20 protein-coding genes are annotated in these 20074 nt (G+C 73.0%); 12 read left to right on the top strand and 8 right to left on the bottom strand.

The features are described from left to right. The first annotated feature begins 1 nt into the window (after nt 1). The 3 genes from AB0399_RS30640 to AB0399_RS30650 are packed head-to-tail and all read left to right on the top strand — an operon-like array spanning nt 2 to nt 2899. Nucleotides 2-730, top strand: coding sequence for an MnhB domain-containing protein (locus AB0399_RS30640; protein ID WP_366413574.1), 729 nt, complete (start codon nt 2-4; stop codon nt 728-730). Then, nucleotides 730-1077, top strand: a complete 348-nt coding sequence (locus AB0399_RS30645) for a sodium:proton antiporter (RefSeq protein WP_329361189.1) — start codon at nt 730-732, stop codon at nt 1075-1077. The genes AB0399_RS30640 and AB0399_RS30645 overlap by 1 nt, the downstream gene beginning before the upstream one ends. 4 nt (nt 1078-1081) lie before the next feature. After that, a complete protein-coding gene (locus AB0399_RS30650) occupies nt 1082-2899 on the top strand; it encodes a proton-conducting transporter membrane subunit (protein ID WP_329361188.1) in 1818 nt (605 codons plus the stop codon). Nucleotides 2900-3017: 118 nt separating this feature from the next. Here the strand turns inward: AB0399_RS30650 and AB0399_RS30655 are convergent, their stop codons facing one another. The 3 genes from AB0399_RS30655 to AB0399_RS30665 form a co-directional block, all read right to left on the bottom strand. After that, nucleotides 3018-3557 (bottom strand): type 1 glutamine amidotransferase domain-containing protein, encoded by a 540-nt coding sequence (locus AB0399_RS30655; protein ID WP_329361186.1) that lies wholly within the window; start codon nt 3555-3557, stop codon nt 3018-3020. A 154-nt stretch (nt 3558-3711) separates the two neighbouring features. Further along, nucleotides 3712-5469, bottom strand: a complete 1758-nt coding sequence (locus AB0399_RS30660; protein ID WP_366413557.1) for a thiamine pyrophosphate-dependent enzyme — start codon at nt 5467-5469, stop codon at nt 3712-3714. 30 nt (nt 5470-5499) lie between these two features. Then, nucleotides 5500-7074: an FMN-binding glutamate synthase family protein gene (locus tag AB0399_RS30665; protein WP_366413558.1), complete on the bottom strand. Its 1575-nt coding sequence runs from the start codon at nt 7072-7074 to the stop codon at nt 5500-5502. Between the two features lie 455 nt (nt 7075-7529). Here AB0399_RS30665 and AB0399_RS30670 point away from each other — a divergent pair, with 455 nt between their 5' ends. From AB0399_RS30670 to AB0399_RS30695, 6 genes are all read left to right on the top strand, one after another. Further along, entirely contained in the window at nt 7530-8213 is a 684-nt protein-coding gene (locus AB0399_RS30670) for a HemK2/MTQ2 family protein methyltransferase (protein ID WP_366413559.1), read from the top strand. Between the two features lie 133 nt (nt 8214-8346). Continuing rightward, nucleotides 8347-8601: a CDGSH iron-sulfur domain-containing protein gene (locus AB0399_RS30675; RefSeq protein ID WP_366413575.1), complete on the top strand. Its 255-nt coding sequence runs from the start codon at nt 8347-8349 to the stop codon at nt 8599-8601. Then, nucleotides 8585-9601 carry an iron-containing redox enzyme family protein gene (locus tag AB0399_RS30680; protein ID WP_366413560.1) on the top strand — a complete coding sequence of 339 codons (1017 nt, stop codon included), beginning with the start codon at nt 8585-8587 and terminating at the stop codon, nt 9599-9601. Before AB0399_RS30675 ends, AB0399_RS30680 begins: the two co-directional genes overlap by 17 nt. Before the next feature lie 601 nt (nt 9602-10202). Next, a complete protein-coding gene (locus tag AB0399_RS30685; protein WP_366413561.1) occupies nt 10203-10928 on the top strand; it encodes a hypothetical protein in 726 nt (241 codons plus the stop codon). 6 nt (nt 10929-10934) lie between these two features. Further along, complete coding sequence (locus AB0399_RS30690) at nt 10935-11861, top strand: SRPBCC family protein (RefSeq protein WP_366413562.1); 927 nt, start codon at nt 10935-10937, stop codon at nt 11859-11861. A 2-nt stretch (nt 11862-11863) separates the two neighbouring features. Next, entirely contained in the window at nt 11864-12838 is a 975-nt protein-coding gene (locus tag AB0399_RS30695; protein WP_366413563.1) for a hypothetical protein, read from the top strand. 71 nt (nt 12839-12909) lie between these two features. On the opposite strand, the gene AB0399_RS30700 is transcribed toward AB0399_RS30695, so the two are convergent. Continuing rightward, nucleotides 12910-14301, bottom strand: a complete 1392-nt coding sequence (locus AB0399_RS30700; RefSeq protein WP_366413564.1) for a cation:dicarboxylase symporter family transporter — start codon at nt 14299-14301, stop codon at nt 12910-12912. A 222-nt stretch (nt 14302-14523) separates the two neighbouring features. On the opposite strand from AB0399_RS30700, the gene AB0399_RS30705 reads away from it, so the two are divergent. Both AB0399_RS30705 and AB0399_RS30710 read left to right on the top strand, forming a co-directional pair. Then, nucleotides 14524-16266, top strand: coding sequence for an ATP-binding protein (locus AB0399_RS30705; RefSeq protein ID WP_366413565.1), 1743 nt, complete (start codon nt 14524-14526; stop codon nt 16264-16266). Then, complete coding sequence (locus tag AB0399_RS30710; protein ID WP_328473625.1) at nt 16263-16946, top strand: response regulator; 684 nt, start codon at nt 16263-16265, stop codon at nt 16944-16946. The genes AB0399_RS30705 and AB0399_RS30710 overlap by 4 nt, the downstream gene beginning before the upstream one ends. Here AB0399_RS30710 and AB0399_RS30715 read toward each other — a convergent pair. The 4 genes from AB0399_RS30715 to AB0399_RS30730 form a co-directional block, all read right to left on the bottom strand. Next, nucleotides 16943-17506, bottom strand: a complete 564-nt coding sequence (locus AB0399_RS30715; protein ID WP_366413566.1) for a hypothetical protein — start codon at nt 17504-17506, stop codon at nt 16943-16945. The genes AB0399_RS30710 and AB0399_RS30715 overlap by 4 nt on opposite strands. A gap of 69 nt (nt 17507-17575) precedes the next feature. Next, nucleotides 17576-18070, bottom strand: a complete 495-nt coding sequence (locus AB0399_RS30720) for an NUDIX domain-containing protein (protein WP_366413567.1) — start codon at nt 18068-18070, stop codon at nt 17576-17578. A 40-nt stretch (nt 18071-18110) separates the two neighbouring features. Then, a complete protein-coding gene (locus tag AB0399_RS30725; protein ID WP_366413568.1) occupies nt 18111-18731 on the bottom strand; it encodes an alpha/beta fold hydrolase in 621 nt (206 codons plus the stop codon). 79 nt (nt 18732-18810) lie between these two features. Continuing rightward, on the bottom strand, nt 18811-19551 hold the full coding sequence (locus AB0399_RS30730; protein ID WP_366413569.1) for a TetR family transcriptional regulator: 741 nt from the start codon (nt 19549-19551) through the stop codon (nt 18811-18813). 80 nt (nt 19552-19631) lie between these two features. On the opposite strand from AB0399_RS30730, the gene AB0399_RS30735 reads away from it, so the two are divergent. Beyond that, a partial coding sequence (locus tag AB0399_RS30735) for an acyl-CoA dehydrogenase family protein (RefSeq protein WP_366413570.1) occupies nt 19632-20074 on the top strand: 443 nt, incomplete at its 3' end.

A 20074-nucleotide genomic window follows, 5' to 3' on the forward strand; every position in this document is an offset into this window, starting at 1 on the left:
GCTGCTGTTCCTGGTCTCCGCCGCGGTGATCGGCGTCTACTTCACCCTGTCCTGCCGGGAACTCCCGTCGTTCGGCGGAGCCTCGCACCCCTACGGCGAGCGCGCGGTGGCCGCGGCGCTCGCCCACCGCACCGCCAACGTCGTCTCGTCGGTCAACTTCGACCTGCGCGCCTTCGACACCCTCGGCGAGGAGTCGATCCTCTTCTGCACGGTGCTCGGGGCGACCTTGCTCCTGCGTCTCGCCCGCGACGAACGCCAGCACGCCGCCGCGTCGGAGACCGTCCTGCCCACCACCCGGCTGCTGGGAGCCGTGCTGCTGCCGGTGACCGTGGTCGTCGGGGTGTACATCGTCGCCCACGGCCAGCTCAGCCCCGGCGGCGGGTTCCAGGGCGGGGTGGTGCTGGCCACCGCGCTCCACCTGGGCTATGTCGCCGCCGACTACCGCGTGTTGCAGCGGCTGCGACCGCTGGTCGTCCTGGACATCGCCGACTCGCTCGCGGCGGCGTCCTTCACCGCGATGGGCGTGGCCGGGCTGGCCGCGGGCGGCGCGTTCCTGAAGAACGTCCTGCCGCTGGGCACCGTCAACAAGATCACCTCGGGAGGCATGGTGCCGCTGTTCAACGCGGCGGTCGGCGTCGAGGTGGCCTCCGGGGTGATCGTGCTGCTCGCGCACTTCCTCGACCAGGCCGTCGAGGTCACCGGGACCGGTACACAGGAGGAGGACGCCTGATGGGCGTGTGGCCCTACCTGGCCGCGGGCTGGATTCTGCTCGTGGCCCTCTACGGACTGGTGACCAGCCGGAACCTGATCCACGCGATCGGCTGCCTGGCCGTCGCCCAGTCCTCGACGTACGTCCTGCTGCTCGCCGTGGGCTACCGCGACCACGGCACCGCCCCGGTGTTCTCCGACCTCCGACCCGGCTCGCGCCCGGTGGTGGACCCGATCGTCCAGGCCCTCGCGCTCACCGACATCGTCGTCGGCGCGACGGTCACCGCCCTGCTGCTCGCCCTCACGATCCAGCTGCGCAAGCGGCACGGAACCGTCGATCCCGAGTCGCTGACCGCGCTGAGGGGCTGACGGTGTGACGGACGCGACCCTGCTGCCGCTGGCAGTGGCGATCCCGCTGCTCGGCGCGCCCCTGCTGGCCGTCGCGGGCCGGGTACTGCCGCGCACCGGCTGCGACGTCCTGGCCACCGGCGCCGCCGCGGCCGACGTGGTGTGCCTGGCGCTGCTGTGGTCGCACATCCAGGGCGTCGCCGTCACACCGGTCGGCGGCTGGCCGGCGCAGATCGGCATCGTGCTCGCCGCGGACCGGGTCGGCGCGGGCCTGGCTCTCCTCGCGTCATGTCTGGTGCTGGCGGTCCTGGCCTACTCCTGGCGGTACTTCGACGAGCCGCGAGGTGAACGCGCGGGCCTGTTCCCCGCGATGGTGCTGACCTTCCAGGCCGGCATGGTCGGCTTCGCCCTGACCGGCGACCTGTTCAACGCCTTCGTGTTCTTCGAGTTGATGGGCGCCGCCGGATACGCCCTGACCGGCTACCGCATCGAGGACCCGCGCCCGCTCCAGGGCGCCCTCACCTTCGGGATCGTCAACTCCCTCGCCGCGTACTGCTCGCTGCTGGGCATCGGGCTGCTCTACGCCCGCACCGGGCAGCTGAACCTCGCCGCGATGGGCCGGGCGATGGGGGAGCACCGGACCGACCTGCTGGTCGTGGTCTCCTTCGTGCTCGTGGTCACCGCCATGCTGGTCAAGGCCGCGGTGGTGCCGTTCCACTTCTGGCTGCCCGACGCGCACGCCGTCGCCCCGACCCCGGTGTGCATGCTGCTGTCCGGCGCGATGGTCGAGCTGGGCGCCTACGGGATCGGGCGCGTGTACTGGACGGTCTTCTCCGGTCCTGGCGGCATCCCGCACGACGCGTTCCGCCACACCTTCACCGCGCTGGGCGTGCTCACCGCGCTCGTCGGCGCCGCGATGTGCTGGCAGCAGCGGCACCTCAAGCGCATGCTCGCGTACTCGACCGTGGGCCATGTCGGGCTGTTCATGGTGGGCATCGCGCTGCTCACCCCCGGCGGCGTGGCCGGCGCCGCCGTCTACGTGGCCGCGCACGGCTGCGCGAAGGCGGCGCTGTTCGGCCTGACCGGTGTGCTCCTGGACCGCTACGGCTCCGTCGACGAGCACGGCCTGTACGGTCGGGCGCGCGATCTGCGGCTGCTGGGCGTGCTGTTCGTGCTGGGCGCGCTCGCGCTGGCCGGGCTGCCGCCGTTCGGCACCGGGCTGGGCAAGGCCCTCGGCGAGGCCGCGGCCGGCCACAGCCAGGCGTGGCTCCCGGCCGTGTACGTCCTCACGTCCGCGCTGACCGGGGGAGCGCTGCTCCGGGCGGCGCTGCGGATCTTCTGGGGCGCCGGACCGGTTCCGCACAGCCGGCCCGGCGAGGCCGAGACCAGCGGAGAGGGCGAGGAACCCGAAGTCAGGGAGCCCGGGCGGGCGCTGCCGCCGATGATGGTGGCGGTGCCCGCCCTCCTGCTCGCCCTGTGCGCCGTGGTCGGCTGCCTGCCTGCCGTGGCGCGCTCGCTCGCCCGCGGCGCCGCCGTCTTCACCGACCCCGCCGTCTACCGTGCCGCCGTCCTCGGTCCCGCCGTCGCGCACCGGGCGGTGCTGCCGCACGTCGCGTCGGCGTGGACCGCCGAGGGGCTGCTGCTGGGCGGCGGGTCGGCCGCCGCCGCAGCCGCGTTCGCGGTCCTCGCGGTGCTGCGCCCCGTCCGGCTGCCCTTGCACCGGGGGGTGCGCGCCTTGGTGACCGGGCTGCGGCGGCTGCACTCCGGGCACCTGGGCGACTACGTCGCGTGGCTCGCCCTCGGTGTCGCCGCCCTGTGCGCCGCGTTCGGCGCGCAGACCTGATCCGGCGCGCAGACCTGAGGGGGCGGTAGCACCGGCGTCACCGCGTCATCACGTGCGCGGATCACCGCGCGGCGCACGGCGGGCCGACCCGACCGGGCGGGCCCCAGGCCGGGCAGGCTCAGGCCGGGCGGGTCACCGCTTGCAGGACGGTGCGGTTGAAGGCGGGCAGGTCGTCGGGCTTACGACTCGTGATGAGGGCGTTGGGGCCCGCCGTGCACACCTTCACCTCCTCGTCCACCCAGGTCGCGCCCGCGTTGCGCAGGTCCGTCCGCAGGCTCGGCCACGAGGTGAGCGTCCGGCCACGGACCGTGTCCGCCTCGACCAGGGTCCACGGGGCGTGGCAGATCGCCGCGACCGGCTTGCCGGCGGCGAAGAACCCGCGTACGAGGTCGAGCGCCTTGGCGTCCTGGCGCAGCGCGTCCGGGTTGGCGACGCCGCCGGGCAGGACCAGCACGTCGAAGTCCGCCGCGGAAGCCTCGTCCACGGCGAGGTCGGCCGGGAAGGTGTCGGCCTTGTCCAGGTGGTGGAACGCCTGGACCTCGCCTGCCTCGGGGGTGATCAGTGACGGCGTCACGCCCGCGTCGGACAGCGCCTGCCAGGGGGAGGTCAGCTCCACCTGCTCGACGCCCTCGGTCGCGGTCAGGAATGCGGCTCGCACGACATCACGTCCTCTCGTTGCCGGAGCCCCGTTCGAAACGTTCACGCTGCGGCTACCCGTCGCCGTGCACCGAAAACGACATCCGCGCCCCGGCGTCCCGTCGCCTCCCCACCGCGAGGCGTACTCGGCTCCCGCCCGCCGGGGCGCTCGTGGCTCAGCCCTCCGGGGAGTCGTCGCCGTGGCTGCGGACGATCTCCTTCATCTTGGCGACCGCGAAGCCCCAGCCCTGCTCGACGGTGGGCTTGGCGGGGACGGCGATCTCGTCGGGGTTGGTGACGACATCGAGCAGCACGGGTCCGCGCACGTCCAGCGCGGTGCGCACCGCCTCGTCCAGTTCGGCGGGGTCGGTGACGCGGATGCCGGTGAGTCCCAGGGCGGTCGCGACCGCGGCGAAGTCGGGGTTGTCCAGGACGGTGCCGAACTCGGGCAGGCCGGACTGCTCCTGTTCGAGTTTCACCATGCCCAGGCGGCGGTTGTCGAAGACGACGAGCGTCACCGGAAGGTCGTAGGTCCTGAGCGTCATCAGGTCGCCGAGCAGCATGCTCAGGCCGCCGTCGCCGCAGAACGCGACGACCTGCCGGTCGCGGTCCAGGAATTGCGCGCCGAGCGCGTGCGGCATGGCGTTGGCCATCGAGCCGAGGTTGTAGGAGCCCAGCAGGCGGCGCGTGCCGCGCATCTCCACGAACCGGGAGAGCCAGACCGTGGCCATGCCGGTGTCGGAGGTGAAGACGGCGTCGTCGGCGGCGTACCGGTCGACCGCGGCGGCCAGCGCCTCGGGGCGGATGTCGTGGGCGCGGTTGTCCAGCGCCGAACGGACCCGTCCGATCAGCCCCTTGTCGTGGCCGGGCGCGGCCAGCCGGTCCTGGCCCTCGCGCCAGGACGCGAAGTGCCGCACGGACTTCTCCAGGTGCCCTCGGTCACGGCCGCCGTCGGGGGCCGGAGCGGACAGGTGGACGAGCAGGTCGCGGACCGTCGCGCCGACGTCGCCGACCAGGCCGATCTCCACCGGCACCCGGCGCCCGATGTGGGTCGGCTCGGTGTCGACCTGGACGACGGTGCGGCCCTCGGGATACCAGTCGCGGTACGGGAAGTCGGTGCCCAGCAGCAGGAGGGTGTCGGCGTCCTGGAGCGCGGCGGCCGCGGCGGGGTTGCCGATCAGGCCGGTCTGGCCGACCTGGAAGGGGTTGTCGCCCTCGAAGCCCTCCTTGGCCTTCAAGGTGAGCACCATCGGCGCGGCCAGCCGGTCGGCGAGCGCGAGGACCTGGTCGCGGGCCTCACGCGCGCCGCGCCCGACCAGCAGGGTGACCCGCTCGGCCTCCTCCAGCAGGCCGGCGGCCGCGCGCACGGCGTCCTCGTCCGGGCGGGTGGTCGGCGTGGTGACCGAGAAGCGGGACGGCCGGTCGTCGGGGAGTTCCTGCTCGCCGATGTCGCCGGGCACCGTCAGCACCGCGACGCCCTTGCGCCCGAGGGCGTTGCGGACCGCGGTCTCCAGCAGAAGCGGCAGTTGCCCGGGGGAGGTGATCGTGGCGCGGAAGACGGCCACGTCGCTGAAGAGCGCGTCGTTGTCGACCTCCTGGAAGTAGTCGCTGCCCAGCTCCGCCAGCGGCACCTGCCCGGCGATGACCAGCACCGGGGTGTGGCTCTTGGCCGCGTCGTAGAGGCCGTTGAGCAGGTGCACCGAGCCCGGGCCGACCGTGCCCATGCACACCGCGAGCCGCCCGGTGAGCTGGGACTGGGCGCTCGCGGCGAAGGCCGCGGCCTCCTCGTGCCGGCAGCCCACCCACTCCACGCCGTCAGTGGTGCGGATGGCGTCGGTCAACGGGTTCAGGGCGTCGCCTACGACGCCGAAGACCTGGCGCACTTCGAGTTCGGCGAGAGCGTCCACGATGACGCGGGCAACGGTGCGGGCCACGGTTCCTCCAACAGGGGTGGTTGGGACGGCTCAGAAGTGGTCGGGATCGGCGGCGGCCCAGTCGGCGGCCCATGACGCGGGCGGCTCCGCCAGGAGCTGCCCGGGCGACAGCCAGTCGTACAACTCCTCGTAGGAGCGGACGGTGTACGGATCGATCCGCCGCCGCAGCATGTGCGGACGCAGCTGGGACGCGTCGCCGACACCCATGGACGCCATGATCTGCAGCGCGCTGGCCACCGTCGCGGACTGCAGGCGCTGCACGCGCGCCGACTTGTCGCCCACGTCCAGGGCGTGGGCGCGCCGCGGGTCCTGGGTGGTGACGCCGACCGGGCAGGTGTTGGTGTGGCAGCGCTGGGCCTGGATGCACCCGACCGCGAACATCATGGCGCGGGCGGCGTTGCCGTAGTCGGCGCCCTGGAGCATCCGCTTGACGAGGTCGGAGCCGGTGGCGATCTTGCCGCTGGCGCCGATCCGGACCCGGTCCCGCAGCCCGGCGCCGACCAGCGCGTTGTGCACGGTGATCAGACCCTCGGTGAGAGGGGTGCCGATGTGGTCGGCGAACTCCAGCGGCGCCGCGCCGGTGCCTCCTTCAGCGCCGTCGACGATGATGAAGTCCGGTGTGGTGCCCTCCTCGACCATCGCTTTGCAGACGGCGAGGAACTGGCCGCGCGAGCCGACGCAGAGCTTGAATCCGGCCGGTTTGCCACCGGACAGCTCGCGCATCCGGGCGACGAACCGGACCAGTTCGCGGGGGGTGCCGAACGCCCGGTGGTAGGGCGGCGACACGACGGTCCGCCCCTGCGGGACGTCCCGCACCCGGGCGATCTCCGCGTTGACCTTGGCACCGGGCAGCACGCCCCCGATGCCGGGCTTGGCCCCCTGGGAGAGCTTCAGCGACACGCACTTGACGTTGTCGTGACCGGCCTTGTCGGCGAACTCCCCGGGATCGAAGCCGCCGTCCTTGTCGCGGCAGCCGAAGTAGCCGGTGCCGATCTCCCAGACCAGGTCACCACCGTGCCGCAGGTGGTACTCCGACAGGCCGCCCTCGCCCGTGTCGTGCGCGAACCCGCCTGCCGCCGCTCCCTTGTTGAGGGCCATGACCGCCTGGGCCGACAGAGATCCGAAGCTCATGGCGGAGACGTTCAACAGCGCCATGTCGTACGGCTTGGTGCAGTCCGGGCCGCCGATGCGTACCCGCGGCGGCTCGTCGGGCACCGGGCGCGGGGCCATGGACGGGACGAGGAACTCGTGGCCGGTCGCGTAGACGTCCCGCTCGGTGCCGTACGGCTGCTCCGCGTCGGTGCCCTTGGCCCGCTCGTAGACGATGCTGCGGGTGTCACGGTCGAAGGGGCGCCCGTCGAAGTTCCGCTCGATGAAGTACTGCTGGAGCTCCGGACGGATCTTCTCCAGCAGGAAACGGGCGTGGCCGAGGACCGGGTAGTTGCGCAGGACCGAGTGGCGGCGCTGCGACAGGTCGTACAAGCCGAGCAGCCCCAGCGCGGCAAGAGGCACCGTGGCGACCCACCACCACGGACTGGCCGCCACCGCGGCGACGGCCGCGGCAACGGCGGCGAGCAGGGTCAGGGCCACCGCAAGGGATCTCATCACCCCTGCCGCATTACCGCGCAGGTCCTCCGCATGCTGCCCGCCGCGTCAAGTTCCGGTCATGCCCGACGACGTTCGGCCATACCCGGGCTCGGGCGGCCCGGCCCCGCCGTGACCGCCTCCCGGTGCCCTTCACGGACCGTGTCCGGGCCGACCGATTTTCGTGAGGGACGTGCTTCGATGCGGCCCGGCACGTGTCATTCCCGGTGCGGGGGTAACCGACTGGACATGGAGATGCCACGTTTGAAGGCTTTGGCCACGCTATGCACCATAGATCCCTCCCGGGCGGCATCCGGCCCGCGGTCGCCCGAGCGCGGCGACGGCCGCACGAAGGCCCTGCTCCGTCCGGGCCGGTGAGTTCCCCGATGCCGGTGAGCCCCTCGATACAGACAGGCTCGACCTGCGACGCCGGCGGCCCCGGGGAGGCCGGGACCGCAAGACCGAGAGGTGTTTCCGTGACGACCGTCGCTGAGCCGCTCCGCCGGGGCTCCGGCAAGGTGTGGGCGCTACCGGGGGTGTACCTGCCGCAGGCCGACACGCGGCTGCTCGGCCGTGCCCTGCGGGCGGAGGAAGCGCTCGCAGGGGCGGACGTACTCGAGATCGGAACCGGCAGCGGGGCGCTGGCGGTGCTGGCCGCTCGCATGGGCGCCCGGGTGGCTGCCACCGACGTCTCCTGGCGGGCGGTGCTGAGCGCCCGTGCCAACGCGGTGTTGCAGCGGCAGCGCGTTCGGGTCCGCCGCGGCGACCTGGCCGGCCCGGCCCGGGGGCGCACCTACGACATGGTCGTGACCAACCCGCCCTATGTGCCCTCGCCGCAGTCGAGGCCGCCGGCCGGCGCCGCCAGGGCCTGGGACGCGGGAAACGACGGGAGACACGTCGTGGACCGGGTCTGCTCGCACGCTCCGGCGCTGCTGCGCCCGGCCGGCGTCCTGCTGATGGTGCACTCCGGCCTGTGCGGGGTGGACCTCACCCTGGGACAACTGGAGAGTGCCGGTCTGGCCGCCGAGGTCGTGGCGCGCGAGTACGTGCCCTTCGGGCCGATACTCGGACGCCGCCTGCCCTGGCTGCGGGCGCAGGGCCTGATCGGGCCGGGCGAAGAGCACGAGGAACTGGTGGTGATCCGTGCCGCGCGAACCTGAGACGCACGACGCCGAGACGCACGACGCCGAGGCACGCGGGGCCGGGTCACGCGGGGCCGAGGCACGCGGGGCGGACTCACGCGAGGTCGTCGCGCACCCCGACCCTCGTGAAGTCGAGCCGCGCGAGCCCGAGTTGCGCGACGCCGTACGGGATCGCCGCCCCCGCCGGATCACCGTCGATCCCGAGGGGCCGATCCTGGTCGAGGGCCCGGTCGAGGTGGTCCGTGAAGACGGCACCGTGGCTGCCAGCGACCGGTTCGCGGTCGCGATCTGCACGTGCCGGCGTACCCGAACCGCCCCCTGGTGCGACACCAGCCACCGCCGTCACCGCCGTCCGTGCGTGACCGAACAATCCGGAAGGGACGAGCCACGTGGCGACCCGGAATAGCACCGAGCGCGACCGGACCGCACCCGCGGTGCCCAGCTCACGCGGACCGCTGTCGAGCGCCGTGGTGGTGGCCCTGACCGCGAACCACCGGCCCGGCCCGCACCACCTGCGCCACGCGGCCACGACCGACGCGCCCTACGGGGACGACCTGCAACTGGCCCTCTACCTGCTGTACGAACTGCACTACCGTGGCTTCGCCGGGGTCGACGAGTCCATGGAATGGGCGCCCGTCCTCGCGCCGCTCCGGGAGGCGCTGGAGGACCGCTTCCTGCGTGCACTGCGCGACGACGTACCCGGCCGCGCTCCGGAGGACGCGTTCGCCGACCTCCTCGTCGAGCCCGCCGACCGGAGCGGGAGCGTCGCGTACCACCTCGAACACGAAGGCGCCCTGGGGCAGGTGCGCGAGTACGCGGCCCTGCGCTCGCTGTACCACCTGAAGGAGGCCGACCCGCACGCCTGGGTCATCCCGCGACTGCGCGGGCGGGCGAAGGCCGCCATGGTCGCCATCGAGTACGACGAGTTCGGCGCGGGAAGGGCCGAGGAGGTGCACGCCCGGCTCTTCGCCGACCTGATGGACGACCTGGACCTGGACACCGCCTACGGCCGCTACGTGGACCACGCGCCCGCGGAGATGCTCGCCGTCGTCAACCTGATGACCCTGTTCGGCATGCACCGCAGGTCGCGGGGGGCTCTGGTGGGGCACTTCGGCTGCGTCGAGGTGACCTCGTCGCCCGGCTCGCGGCGACTGGCCGCCGCCATGCGCCGTACCGGGGCCGGCCCTGCGGCGGTGCGGTTCTACACCGAGCACGTCGAGGCCGACGCGGTCCACGAGCAGGTGGTACGGCACGAGGTGGTCGGCGGGTTGCTCGCCGACGAGCCGCACCTGGCCGGCGACGTCGCCTTCGGGGTGGACACCACCGTCCTCCTGGAGGTCCGCCTGGCCGCGCACCTCCTGGGTGCGTGGCGGTCGGGAGGATCGGCCCTGCGCCACCCGCTGTGACGGCAGGCGGCGGCCCTCGCCGACGTGGCGTCGCCGCCGTGCCTGCCGTCGCCCGCCGCCGGCCGGGTGTCTTCGGACCGCCGGCCCGGCCGGCGACGGGCGGGTCCACTTGGCCTCCCGGATCGCGGTCCGGCGAGGAACGTACGCAGCGGTGGATCGGGGGATGAACTCGGCTGCCCGCAGACGGACACATCCCGGAGGCTCACCGCGGTCAAGCTGAGCTGCGCGCGGGGCGGTCGAGCCGAGGAGTGACCGCGCGGGCGCTGTTCGTGGTCGGCCGACAACATGTGTCTTTCGCGGCCCAACAGGCGGTGTGCCGCGCTGATTCAGGTCGTCGGCGGCGGAAGCGTCGGCGGCATGTCGTCCTCTCCAGATGCGAAGCCGTGGAAGAGGACGAGACTGGCTGGAAGGGCGAGGTGCCGTGAAGGCGGACCACCCCGGGCCGCACCTCTGGTGCCATCCCGGGCGGGGGGCGGCCGGGCGGCGACTCGTGGACGTGACCACTTCGCGCGGCCACCCCGGCGTGCGGAGGAGCCTGCCTCGGACGCGATGCCGGACCTCGTCCGGAACCGCGCACTCGACGGTGAGAAGGCGAAGAGTGATGGGCGAACCGAAGAACCTCGGCATGGCCGCGGCCGTGGCCGGAGGGTACCTGCTCGGCCGCGGCAAGAAGGGCCAGATGGCGCTGACCGCCGCCGCGTTGCTGGCCGGCAGGGGCCTGCGGCCGGGCTCGCTCGTGGCGGACGGCGTCCGCAAGGTGCCCGGCGTACCGGCGTCCCTCAAGGGTGGTGGCGACGACGAGGGCGGTACGGCCCCGGAGGGCGGCCACGGCAGCGGTGCGCACGCGCACGGCCGCCTCAGCCGGGCCGCCCGCGGCGTGGCGAACCACGGCATCACGGCGCTCACCGGGGCGCTGCACGAGCGCACGCTCGGCCTGAACGACGAACCCGCGGACGACGGGGAATCGGCGGCACCGGAGGCGGCTGACAGCAGCGACGGCAACGGCGGCGATGCCGACGACGACACCGCCGTCGAGGACGAGGCGGGGGGTGAAGCCGAACCGCCCGCGCCGAAGCCGGCCGCCAAGAAGGCCGCCAAGAAGGCCGCCAAGAAGGCCGCCAAGCCGACCGCCAAGAAGGCCGCCAAGAAGGCCGTGCCGGAGAAGCGGGCGGCACCCAAGAAGCGGGCGGCTCCGAAGAAGCCGGCCGCGGCGAAGGCACCGAGCGGAAAACCCGGCGGCAAGAAGCCGTCACCCGCTCGGAAGACGACGGCGAAGAAGAGCCGACCCGGCAAGAAGGCAACCCCGCAGGCCCGGCGGGAGAGGTGACCGTTCATGGCGACCGACCAGAAGACCAACGAAACCGACCCGAGCCCGATCACCCTGCTCAGGCACGAAGTCAGCCACTATCTCAGCGCCCGCGCCAAGCACGCCGCCCGCAAGGCCGGAAGCAGGCTGACCGACGCGACCGACAAGCTGATGGATGTCGACGAGGACAGCGGCACCGTCCCGAAGGTCGGCAAGCGCGTCCTGCACGGTGAGTCGCCGGCCGCCGCGATCGCCGCCGAGAAGGGCGAGGACATCAAGAGCGGCGTCACCGGGAAGATCAAGGACGCCGTCTCCGGCGGCGGTTCGGGCGACGACTCGTCGGGCGACACCAAGGCCACGAACATCGTCGAGATGATCGACGTCGGGGTCCCGCTGCGCACCGCGTACGACCACTGGACCGAGTACGAGAACTTCAGCGGGTTCACCAAGGGGGTCCAGCAGGCTGAGCGCGGCGAAGAGGCGACCAGCGAGTGGACGGTCAAGATCGGCCCGTCCACCCGGAGTTGGAAGGCAACCGTCCAGGAGCAGCTTCCCGACGACCGTATCGTCTGGAAGTCCGAGGGGTCTCTGGGCACCACGCAGGGTGCCGTCAGCTTCCACGAGATCACCCCGACGCTCACCCGGATCATCCTCGTTCTCGTCTACTACCCGACCGGCATCGTGGAGAAGACCGGCAACCTCTGGCGTGCTCAGGGCCGCCGGGCGCGGCTGGACTTCAAGAACTTCCAGCGGTACGTGACCTTCGCCGAGGAGGAGGCCGAGGGCTGGCGCGGCGAGATCCGCGAGGGCGAGGTCGTACAGACCCACGAGGAGGCCATGGAACAGGAGGAGGCGGAAGCGGACGACGAGGACGACAGCGAAGAGGACGCCGAGGACGACGAGGAAGAAGAAGGCGTCGACGAGGACGACGAGGCCGAGGAAGAGGCCGGCTGACCATGGACGGTGACCGGAAGACGGACGAGACCTCGCACGAGGTGGAGGTGGTGCCGGACGAGGCGGGGGCGCCGCAGGAGGCCGCCCGCAGCACGAGTGACGATCCGGACGTCCTGCTCGACGTCAAGGACCTCCACGTCGACGAGATCGATCTCGACGTCCAGGATCTGCGGGCACGCGTGGCGCTCCATGCGGAAGTGCTCGACCTTCTCAAACTCGAGGTCGGAGTGGACGTCGTGCTCGGCCGGGTCGCACTCGACATCACCGGTGTCCAGGCGCAGGCGCTGCTCAAGGTCCGCCTCGACAACGTGGCGGCGATCCTCGCCAACGTGCTGCGCACCATCGACCGCAATCCGCAGATCCTCGAACAGATCACCCGGCCGGTGGGCGAGGCGGCTCGGTCCGTCGGTGAGGGCGCCGGCCGCGCCGTCGGCGAACTGGGTTCCGGGGCGGGCGAAGCCGTCCAGGATGTCGGCGCCGGGGCGGGCGAGGCCGTCCAGGAGGTCGGCTCGGGCGCGGGTGAGGCTGTCCAGGACGTCGGCTCGGGCGCCGGCAAGGCCGTCGAGGACGTCGGCTCGGGTGCCGGCAAGGCCACGGAGGCGGCCGGGTCGGCGGTGGGCGACACCGCGGGGGAGGTCGCGGACACGGCGTCCGACGCCGCGGGCGAAGCCGTCGAGGACATCAGCGCGACGGCGAGCACGACCGCGGAAGGCGCGGCGGACACGGTGGATACGGCGAAGGACCTCGCGGACGGGGCCACGGAGCACGCCGCGGACAAGGCCGGCGAGACGGCGGAGGGCGCCGCGGAGGACACGGAGAGCGCGGAGAAGGAGAGCACGGCGCCGGACGCCGAGCGGCCGCAAGAGCGCGCACCCGAGTACGCCGGTCCTTCCCGGCACCGCCCCCGTCGCCACGGCCACCGCCGTCCCGCTCCCTCGCGCCGCGCGGCCGCCTCCCGCCGCCACCGGCCGCGCTGACCCCGCGGTCACCTACACCCCGTACTACCCGTAGACCGCCGGGCGCCCGCTACGCGGGCCGCGCGATCGCCTCACCCGTAGGCGGGGTCCGGGGCGCCGCCGGGGGCTGGGACCTCGGGGGCGCCGGCGGCCTCGGGGGTGGACGCCGGCTCCGCGTCCACCAGGGTGCGTTCGTCGAACGGCAACTCGCCCGCCAGCACCCGCGCGACCCGCTCCTTGTCGACCTCGTGCACCCAGGTCCCGACGAGCAGGGTGGCCACCGCGTTGCCGGCGAAGTTGGTCAAGGCGCGCGCCTCGCTCATGAAGCGGTCGATGCCGACGATCAGGCCGACGCCGTCGACCAGCGCGGGCTGGTGCGACTGGAGGCCGCTGGCCAGGACGGCGATCCCGGAACCCGACACGCCCGCGGCGCCCTTGGAGGCCAGCATCATGAACAGCAGCAGGCCGATCTGCTGGCCCAGGCCCATCGGCCGGTCGAGCGCGTCCGCGATGAACAGCGAGGCCATGGTCAGGTAGATCATGGTGCCGTCGAGGTTGAAGGAGTACCCGGCCGGCACCGTCACACCGACGACAGGGCGGCTGACGCCCAGGTGCTCCATCTTCGCGATGAGCCGGGGCAGCGCGGACTCCGACGACGAGGTGGACAGGATCAGCAGGAACTCCCGGCCCAGGTACTTCAGCAGCCGGAACAGGTTGACGCCGGTGGCCAGCCGCAGCACCGTGCCGAGCACCACGACGACGAACAGCACGCAGGTCGTGTAGAAGCCGATCATGATGGTGGCCAGGGCCTTGAGCGCGTCCGTGCCCGTCTCGCCGATGACCGCGGCCATCGCCCCGAACGCCCCGATCGGCGCCGCCCACAGGATCATGGACAGCACCCGGAACACCAGCTTCTGGAGGTGCCCGATGCCCCGCAGCACCGGCTCTCCGGAGCGCCCCATCGCCTGGAGGCCGAAGCCGACCAGCAGGGCGACCAGCAGCGTCTGGAGCACCTGGCCCTGGGTGAGGGCCGACAGCAGGCTGGTGGGGATGATGCCCAGCAGGAAGTCGACCGGGCCGACATGGGCGTCGGCCGCCGCGGTATGGCCGATGTGCCGGGTCGCCTCGGTCAGGTGGAGTCCGGCGCCCGGGTGCAGGATGTTGCCGACGACCAGGCCGATGGCCAGCGCGACCGCCGACATGACCACGAAGTAGCCGAGCGCGAGGCCGCCTACCCGGCCGACCTTCGCCGCCTGCCGGACCGAGCCGACGCCGAGCGCGATCGTGCAGAAGATCACCGGCGAGATCATCATCTCGATCAGGGAGACGAACCCGGTTCCCAGCGGCTTGAGTTCCCTGGCGAAGTGCGGCCACAGGAAGCCCGTGGCGATGCCGAGCAGCACCGCGACGATCACGGCGAGGTACAGGTACTGTGTGCGGTCCCGTTGGGGGGCGGGCGGTGCCCCCGCCGGCGATACGGGCATGGCTGGTCTCCTTGACGACGTCGGTGGCGTCCGGGACGTGCGCCCCAGGGTCGTGGGGCCGCGGTTTCGCGGGCTCGCGGGCTCGCGGGCGGGCGGGCGTCCGGGACACGGCAGTGCGTGCGGCTCACGTCCTGGCGGTCCCCGCGACTATCGCGGGCCACGTGACGTGCGTCACGGTTGTGTTCGTTGAGTTCACGCAGAGTCGAGAGGCGGGCCGATGCCATGGCGGCGCCACGCATGCCCTACCCCCGCAGCCTGGCCGGGCAGTTGTTCGCGATGCAGGCCGTCCTGGTCGCCCTGGCGGTGACCGCCTGCGCGATCTTCGGCTACGTCAGCGACGGGCGCCAGGCCGAGCAGTCCGCCCGCCGCCAGGCCACCGCGGTGGCCCGGGCGGTCGCCGACACCCCCGCGGTGGAGCAGGCCGCGCGCGGCGGCGACCCCACGGCGGAACTCCAGCCGTACGCACGGTCCGTGCAGCGCGACACCGGGGTGGACTTCGTGACGATCATGGACACCCACGGCATCCGCTGGACCCACCCCGACCCCGCCGAGATCGGCCATCGCTACCTGGGCCACATCGCACCGGCGCTGCGCGGCCACACCTTCGCCGAGACCTACACCGGCACCCTCGGGCCGTCGGTACGCGTGATCACCCCCATCCGATCCGGCACTCGGATCACCGGGCTGGTCAGCGCCGGCATCACCGTCGAGGCGATCAGCGCGCGCTCCCGCAAGCAACTGGCCGCGCTGATCGGCGTCGCGGCCGGCGCGCTGGCCCTCGGCGGGATCGGCAGCTACCTGGTCAACGCCCGGCTGCGCCGCCACACCCACGGCATGAACGCCCGCGACCTGCACCGCATGCACGACTACCACCAGGCCGCGCTGCACGCCGTACGGGAGGGACTGCTGCTGCTCGACGGCGAGCAGCGCATCGCGCTCATCAACGACGGCGGGCGCGAACTGCTGGGCCTGGACGAGGAGGCCGTGGGCCGGCAGGTCGCCGAACTCGGCCTGCCCGACGCCCTGACCGCGGCGCTGCTGGCCCCCGAGGCGCGCGTCGACGAACTCCACCTGACCGCCGAGCGGGTCGTCGTCGTCAACACCGCGCCGGTCTCCGGCGGCGAGCAGCGCGGCACCATGGTGACCTTGCGCGACCACACCGAACTCCAGGTGGTGATGGGCGAACTGGACTCCGAACGGGGCTTCAGCCGGGCCCTGCGCGCCCAGGCGCACGAGGCGGCCAACCGGCTGCACACGGTCGTCTCGCTGGTCGAACTGGGCCGCGGCAGCGAGGCGGTGGACTTCGCGACGTCCGAACTGCGGGCGGCGCAGGCCCTCACCGACCAGGTGGTCGCGGCGGTCGACGAACCCGTGCTTGCCGCGCTCCTGCTGGGCAAGGCGGCGCAGGCCAACGAGCAGGGGGTCGAGCTGGTGATCACGGACGACAGCCGGCTGGAGGACGGGCTGCTGCCCGCCGGCCTGGCACCGCGCGACCTGGTCACCATCCTGGGCAACCTGATCGACAACGCCGTCGACGCGACACAGGGCCTGCCGGCCGCACGGATCGAGGTCACGGTCACCGCCGCCCGCGAGGCCCCCGGCGGGCTGCTGCTGCGGGTGGCCGACACCGGTCCCGGCGTACCCTCCGGCGACACCGACGCGGTCTTCGAACGGGGCTGGTCGACGAAGCCCGCGCCGGCCGGCGGCCGCGGGCTCGGCCTGGCCCTGGCCCGGCAGGCCGTGACGCGCAACGGCGGCACGCTCACGCTGACCGCCGGGCCCGAGGGCGGCGCCGTCTTCACCGCGCGGCTGCCCCCGCGCTCGGAGCCCGGACCCGGAGCGGTGTCCGAGCCGATCCCCGTACCCGTAGCCGTATCTGTCCCCGCCCCCGTCCCCCTCCCCGGACCGGTGTCCGTACCCACCCGAGAAGGCGCCGGCCGGCCGGCAGGAGGAGGAGAGGCATGAGCGAGCAGGCCATCCGCGTGCTCGTGGTCGAGGACGACCCGGTCGCCGCCGACGCGCACGCGCTCTACGTCGACCGCGTGCCCGGATTCACCGCCGTCGGCAAGGCCCACAACGCGGCGCAGGCCCGCCGCCTGCTGCTGCGCGCCCCGGTCGACCTGATCCTGCTCGATCTCTACCTGCCCGACGGCCACGGCCTGGAGCTCGCCCGCTCGCTGCGCGCCGCCGGTCACCGGATGGACGTCATCGCGGTGACCTCCGCCCGCGACCTGGCGGTGGTCCGCGAGGGCGTCTCGCTCGGCGTCGTGCAGTACATCCTCAAGCCCTTCGCGTTCGCCACGCTCCGCGACCGGCTGCTCGGCTACGCCCGGTTCCGGGCCGCGGCAGGAGAGGCGGGCAGCCAGGACGAGGTCGACCGGGCCCTGGCCACGCTGCGCCCGTCGAGGCCCGCGGCCCTGCCCAAGGGGCTCAGCGCCCCCACGCTGGAGACGGTCGTCCGCACGCTCAGGGTCGCCCCGGCCGGGCTGACGGCGGCCGCGACCGCCGCGTCGGCCGGCATCTCCCGCATCACGGCCCGCCGTTACCTGGAACACCTGGTCGAGCAGGGCCGCGTCGAGCGCAGCCCGCAGTACGGGCAGGTCGGCCGCCCGGAGCTGCACTACCGCTGGCTGACCGCCGATTAGGCCGAGCCCGGAGGGAGCCCGTCGGCGGCGATCGCCGCCCAGACCTGTCGGGCGAGGCCGTCGACGGGGAGGGCGCCGTCGACGACCAGGTCGCAGTCGTCGCGGACCGGCTCGACGTGCCGTGCGTGGGCGCCGCGCCGGTGGAGCCGGTAGTTGCGGAGGAGCACGTCGAGCGGGAAGCCGTCCCGCAGGCACTTGCGCTCGATCTTCCGGACCAGGCGGAGGTCGGCGGGCAGGTCGACGAAGACGTCGAAGCGCACGTCCGCCGCCCGAGACTCGAGGTGCCGGGCGAAGAGGCCCTCGACGATGACGACGGCCGAGGCGGCCAGCGCGGTGTCGGCGTCGGCGGCGAGGCGTACGAGGTCCAGCGACCGCGGGTCGCCCACGTCCAGCCGCGGAGCCCCGGCCTCGTCCGGCGCCCACACCCCGCGCTCGGGACTGCGGAAGTAGTAGTCGTCACCGTGCAGCACCCGTACGGGGAACCGGGGCGCGGCAGCCGCCAGCGCGGCGGCCGGCGTGGTCTTTCCCGCCCCGGCTCCTCCGGTCAACGTCACCAGCATCTGTCCACCCCTCGAACCGCCCGCCCGCGAAAGCGGGTTCCGCCCGTCCCCCGATACGGGGCTGCCTGCTCAGACGCCGAGCCGCAGCGGCCGTGCCGGAGGGCCGGTGGCGACCAGCGCGGTCAAAGGAGTCGCGAGGTCGCGGGGGGAGAAGAGATCGCTGCCCGCGTACGAAGCGATCTCGCGCAGGTGCCACCACTTCAGTCCGCGGATGGCCTCCGCGGCGAGCTGCTCGTCGGACAGGGACCCGCGGGGAGTGAACGTGGTGGTGCGCACGAGGAAGTAGTCGTTGCTGACCCCCTCGTAGCCCGCGGCGTACCCGGGGCCCACGGCTTCCTGGTGCCAGACGTGCGGCGGATCGGCCCCGAGAACCAGCCCCACCTCCTCCCGCACCTCACGGCGGAGCGCGGCAAGGGGCGTCTCGCCCTGCTCGATCCCGCCGCCGGCGGCCGCCCACACCACCCTCCCCGCGGGCCGCGAAAGGACGTGACGGCACAGCAGGATGCGGTCCTGCTCGTCGAGGATGAGCGCACGGACGGCAGGACGCAGCTTCACGGACGGCATCCCGGCACACTAACCGCCCACCGCACCAACGGATCGGCTGTCAGGGGTGCCCGTCGGCGGGGAGCAGCAGGCTCCGCAGGAGAGCCGCGACCTTCCCGGGCCGGCTGACGAACGGCGAGTGGCTCGTGTGCCAGGTCAGCGCGCGGGAACAGCGCCTGCTCATCCTCCGCTGAAGGTCGGGGTCAACGGCGCGATCCCGAGCGCAGGTCACGTAGGTGGAAGGCGTGCTCCGCCAGGATTGGCGCGGGGGCACGCCCCGACCGCATCCCGGTTTCTGGGGCCGCAGCAGTGACGCGGCCCAGGCCGCCCGCTCGATCGGGGCGTCCGCGTAGAACGCTTCCACGGCCGCCGTGGCGTCCACACGGGTCCGGCCGTCGTCGTCGCGCACGATGGCGGACGCGAGGAGCGCGCTCAGGGGAGGCTCGGCCATGACGTCCACGACGGTCTGCACCGCCGCGGTGTCGGCTGCGAGCGAGCCGCGATGCAGTTCCGGGACGGCCACCTGGACTCCGGCGGCAGCCAGCTCCGCGACCACCAGGTCGAAGTGCCGCGGGTCGTGGTACAGCCCGTGCACCAGCACCACACCGTTCACGATGAGCTCCCGATCCGGCAGCGCGTCCACTTCTCCCGTGGCCGTGATCGCCTGCGCGCCGCCGGCCAAGCCGGCAGCACACGGGTGCACGTGAGCGCCTCGGAGCGGACGACCTCGCCGCCTCACAGGAGGGAACGGAGTGCCCCGTTCAGAGGGAACGCGGTTCCTGATCGCTCTCCCGTCGGGCGCCCTCGAGTCGTTGCACGATCTGCCACAGGGGGGTGCTGCTCCTGGTGACCAGGACGAGGGTCTCCCCGGTGTCGCCCCAGGTGCGGTGGACCAGGTCGAGGGCCTGGTCGACGGCCGCGGCCACGTCGCCGCGGGCGCCGGAGCGCAGCCAGCTGCGCAGGCCGTAGTTGTGCGCGGCGACCACGCTCGCGGCGACGGTGTACGCCCGCGCGCCCCCGTCGGGCAGGGCGGAGAACCGGCGTTCGAGGTAGGCGGCCAGCGCGCGTTCGTACCGCCAGACCACGGCCGTCTCGTGGGTCTTGAGCGCGGGCACCTTGCGGGTGAGGGCGTACCGCTTGACCGAGAAGTCGGGGTTCTGCGCGTACATGCGCATGACCAGGCGGGCCGCACCGCAGGCGCGGCCGACCGGGTCGGGGTCGTGGGCGCCCTCGTCGAGGTAGCCGACCATGTCGGCCAACGCGCCCTCGTGGTCGGGGAAGACGACTTCCTCCTTGGTGGGGAAGTACCGGAAGAAGGACCGCCGGCCCACGCCGGCCCGCCGCACGATGTCGTCGACGGTCGTGCCGTCGTAGCCGTGTTCGGCGAAGAGCTCGAACGCGGCGGCCACGAGCAGATCCCTGATCGGGGTCTTCTCCTGGCCCTCCGCGCCACCGGCTCCGCCGGGGACGTCGGGAAACGGCTCATCGTGGCGATCGCTCATGGCACGAACGTACAGGCTCCCTTCCCCTGTGGCACTCAGTGTGTAAAATATCGGCACTGAGTGCCATTCTGGGGAGTGCTATGTCAGACCTGTATCGCCTGTCCGAGGAGCATGAGATGCTCCGCGATGCCGTCCGGTCGCTGGCCGAGGCGAAGATCGCGCCGTTCGCCGCGGAGGTCGATGAGCAGGGCCGTTTCCCGCAGGAGGCGCGGGACGCGCTGGAGGCGAACGACCTGCACGCGATCCATGTCCCTGAGGCGTACGACGGTTCGGGGGCGGACGCGTTGTCGACGGTGATCGTGATCGAGGAGGTGGCGCGGGTGTGCGCGTCGTCCTCGCTGATCCCGGCGGTCAACAAGCTGGGGTCGATGCCGGTGCAGCTGTCGGGGTCCGAGGAGTTGAAGGCGAGGTACCTGGGAGCGCTGGCCCGTAAGGAGGGCATGTTCTCCTACGCGCTGTCGGAGCCGGAGGCGGGTTCGGACGCGGCGGGGATGAAGACCCGCGCGGTACGCGACGGCGACGG

The organism is Streptomyces sp. NPDC088194 (assembly GCF_040702025.1).
Taxonomy (GTDB): domain Bacteria; phylum Actinomycetota; class Actinomycetes; order Streptomycetales; family Streptomycetaceae; genus Actinacidiphila.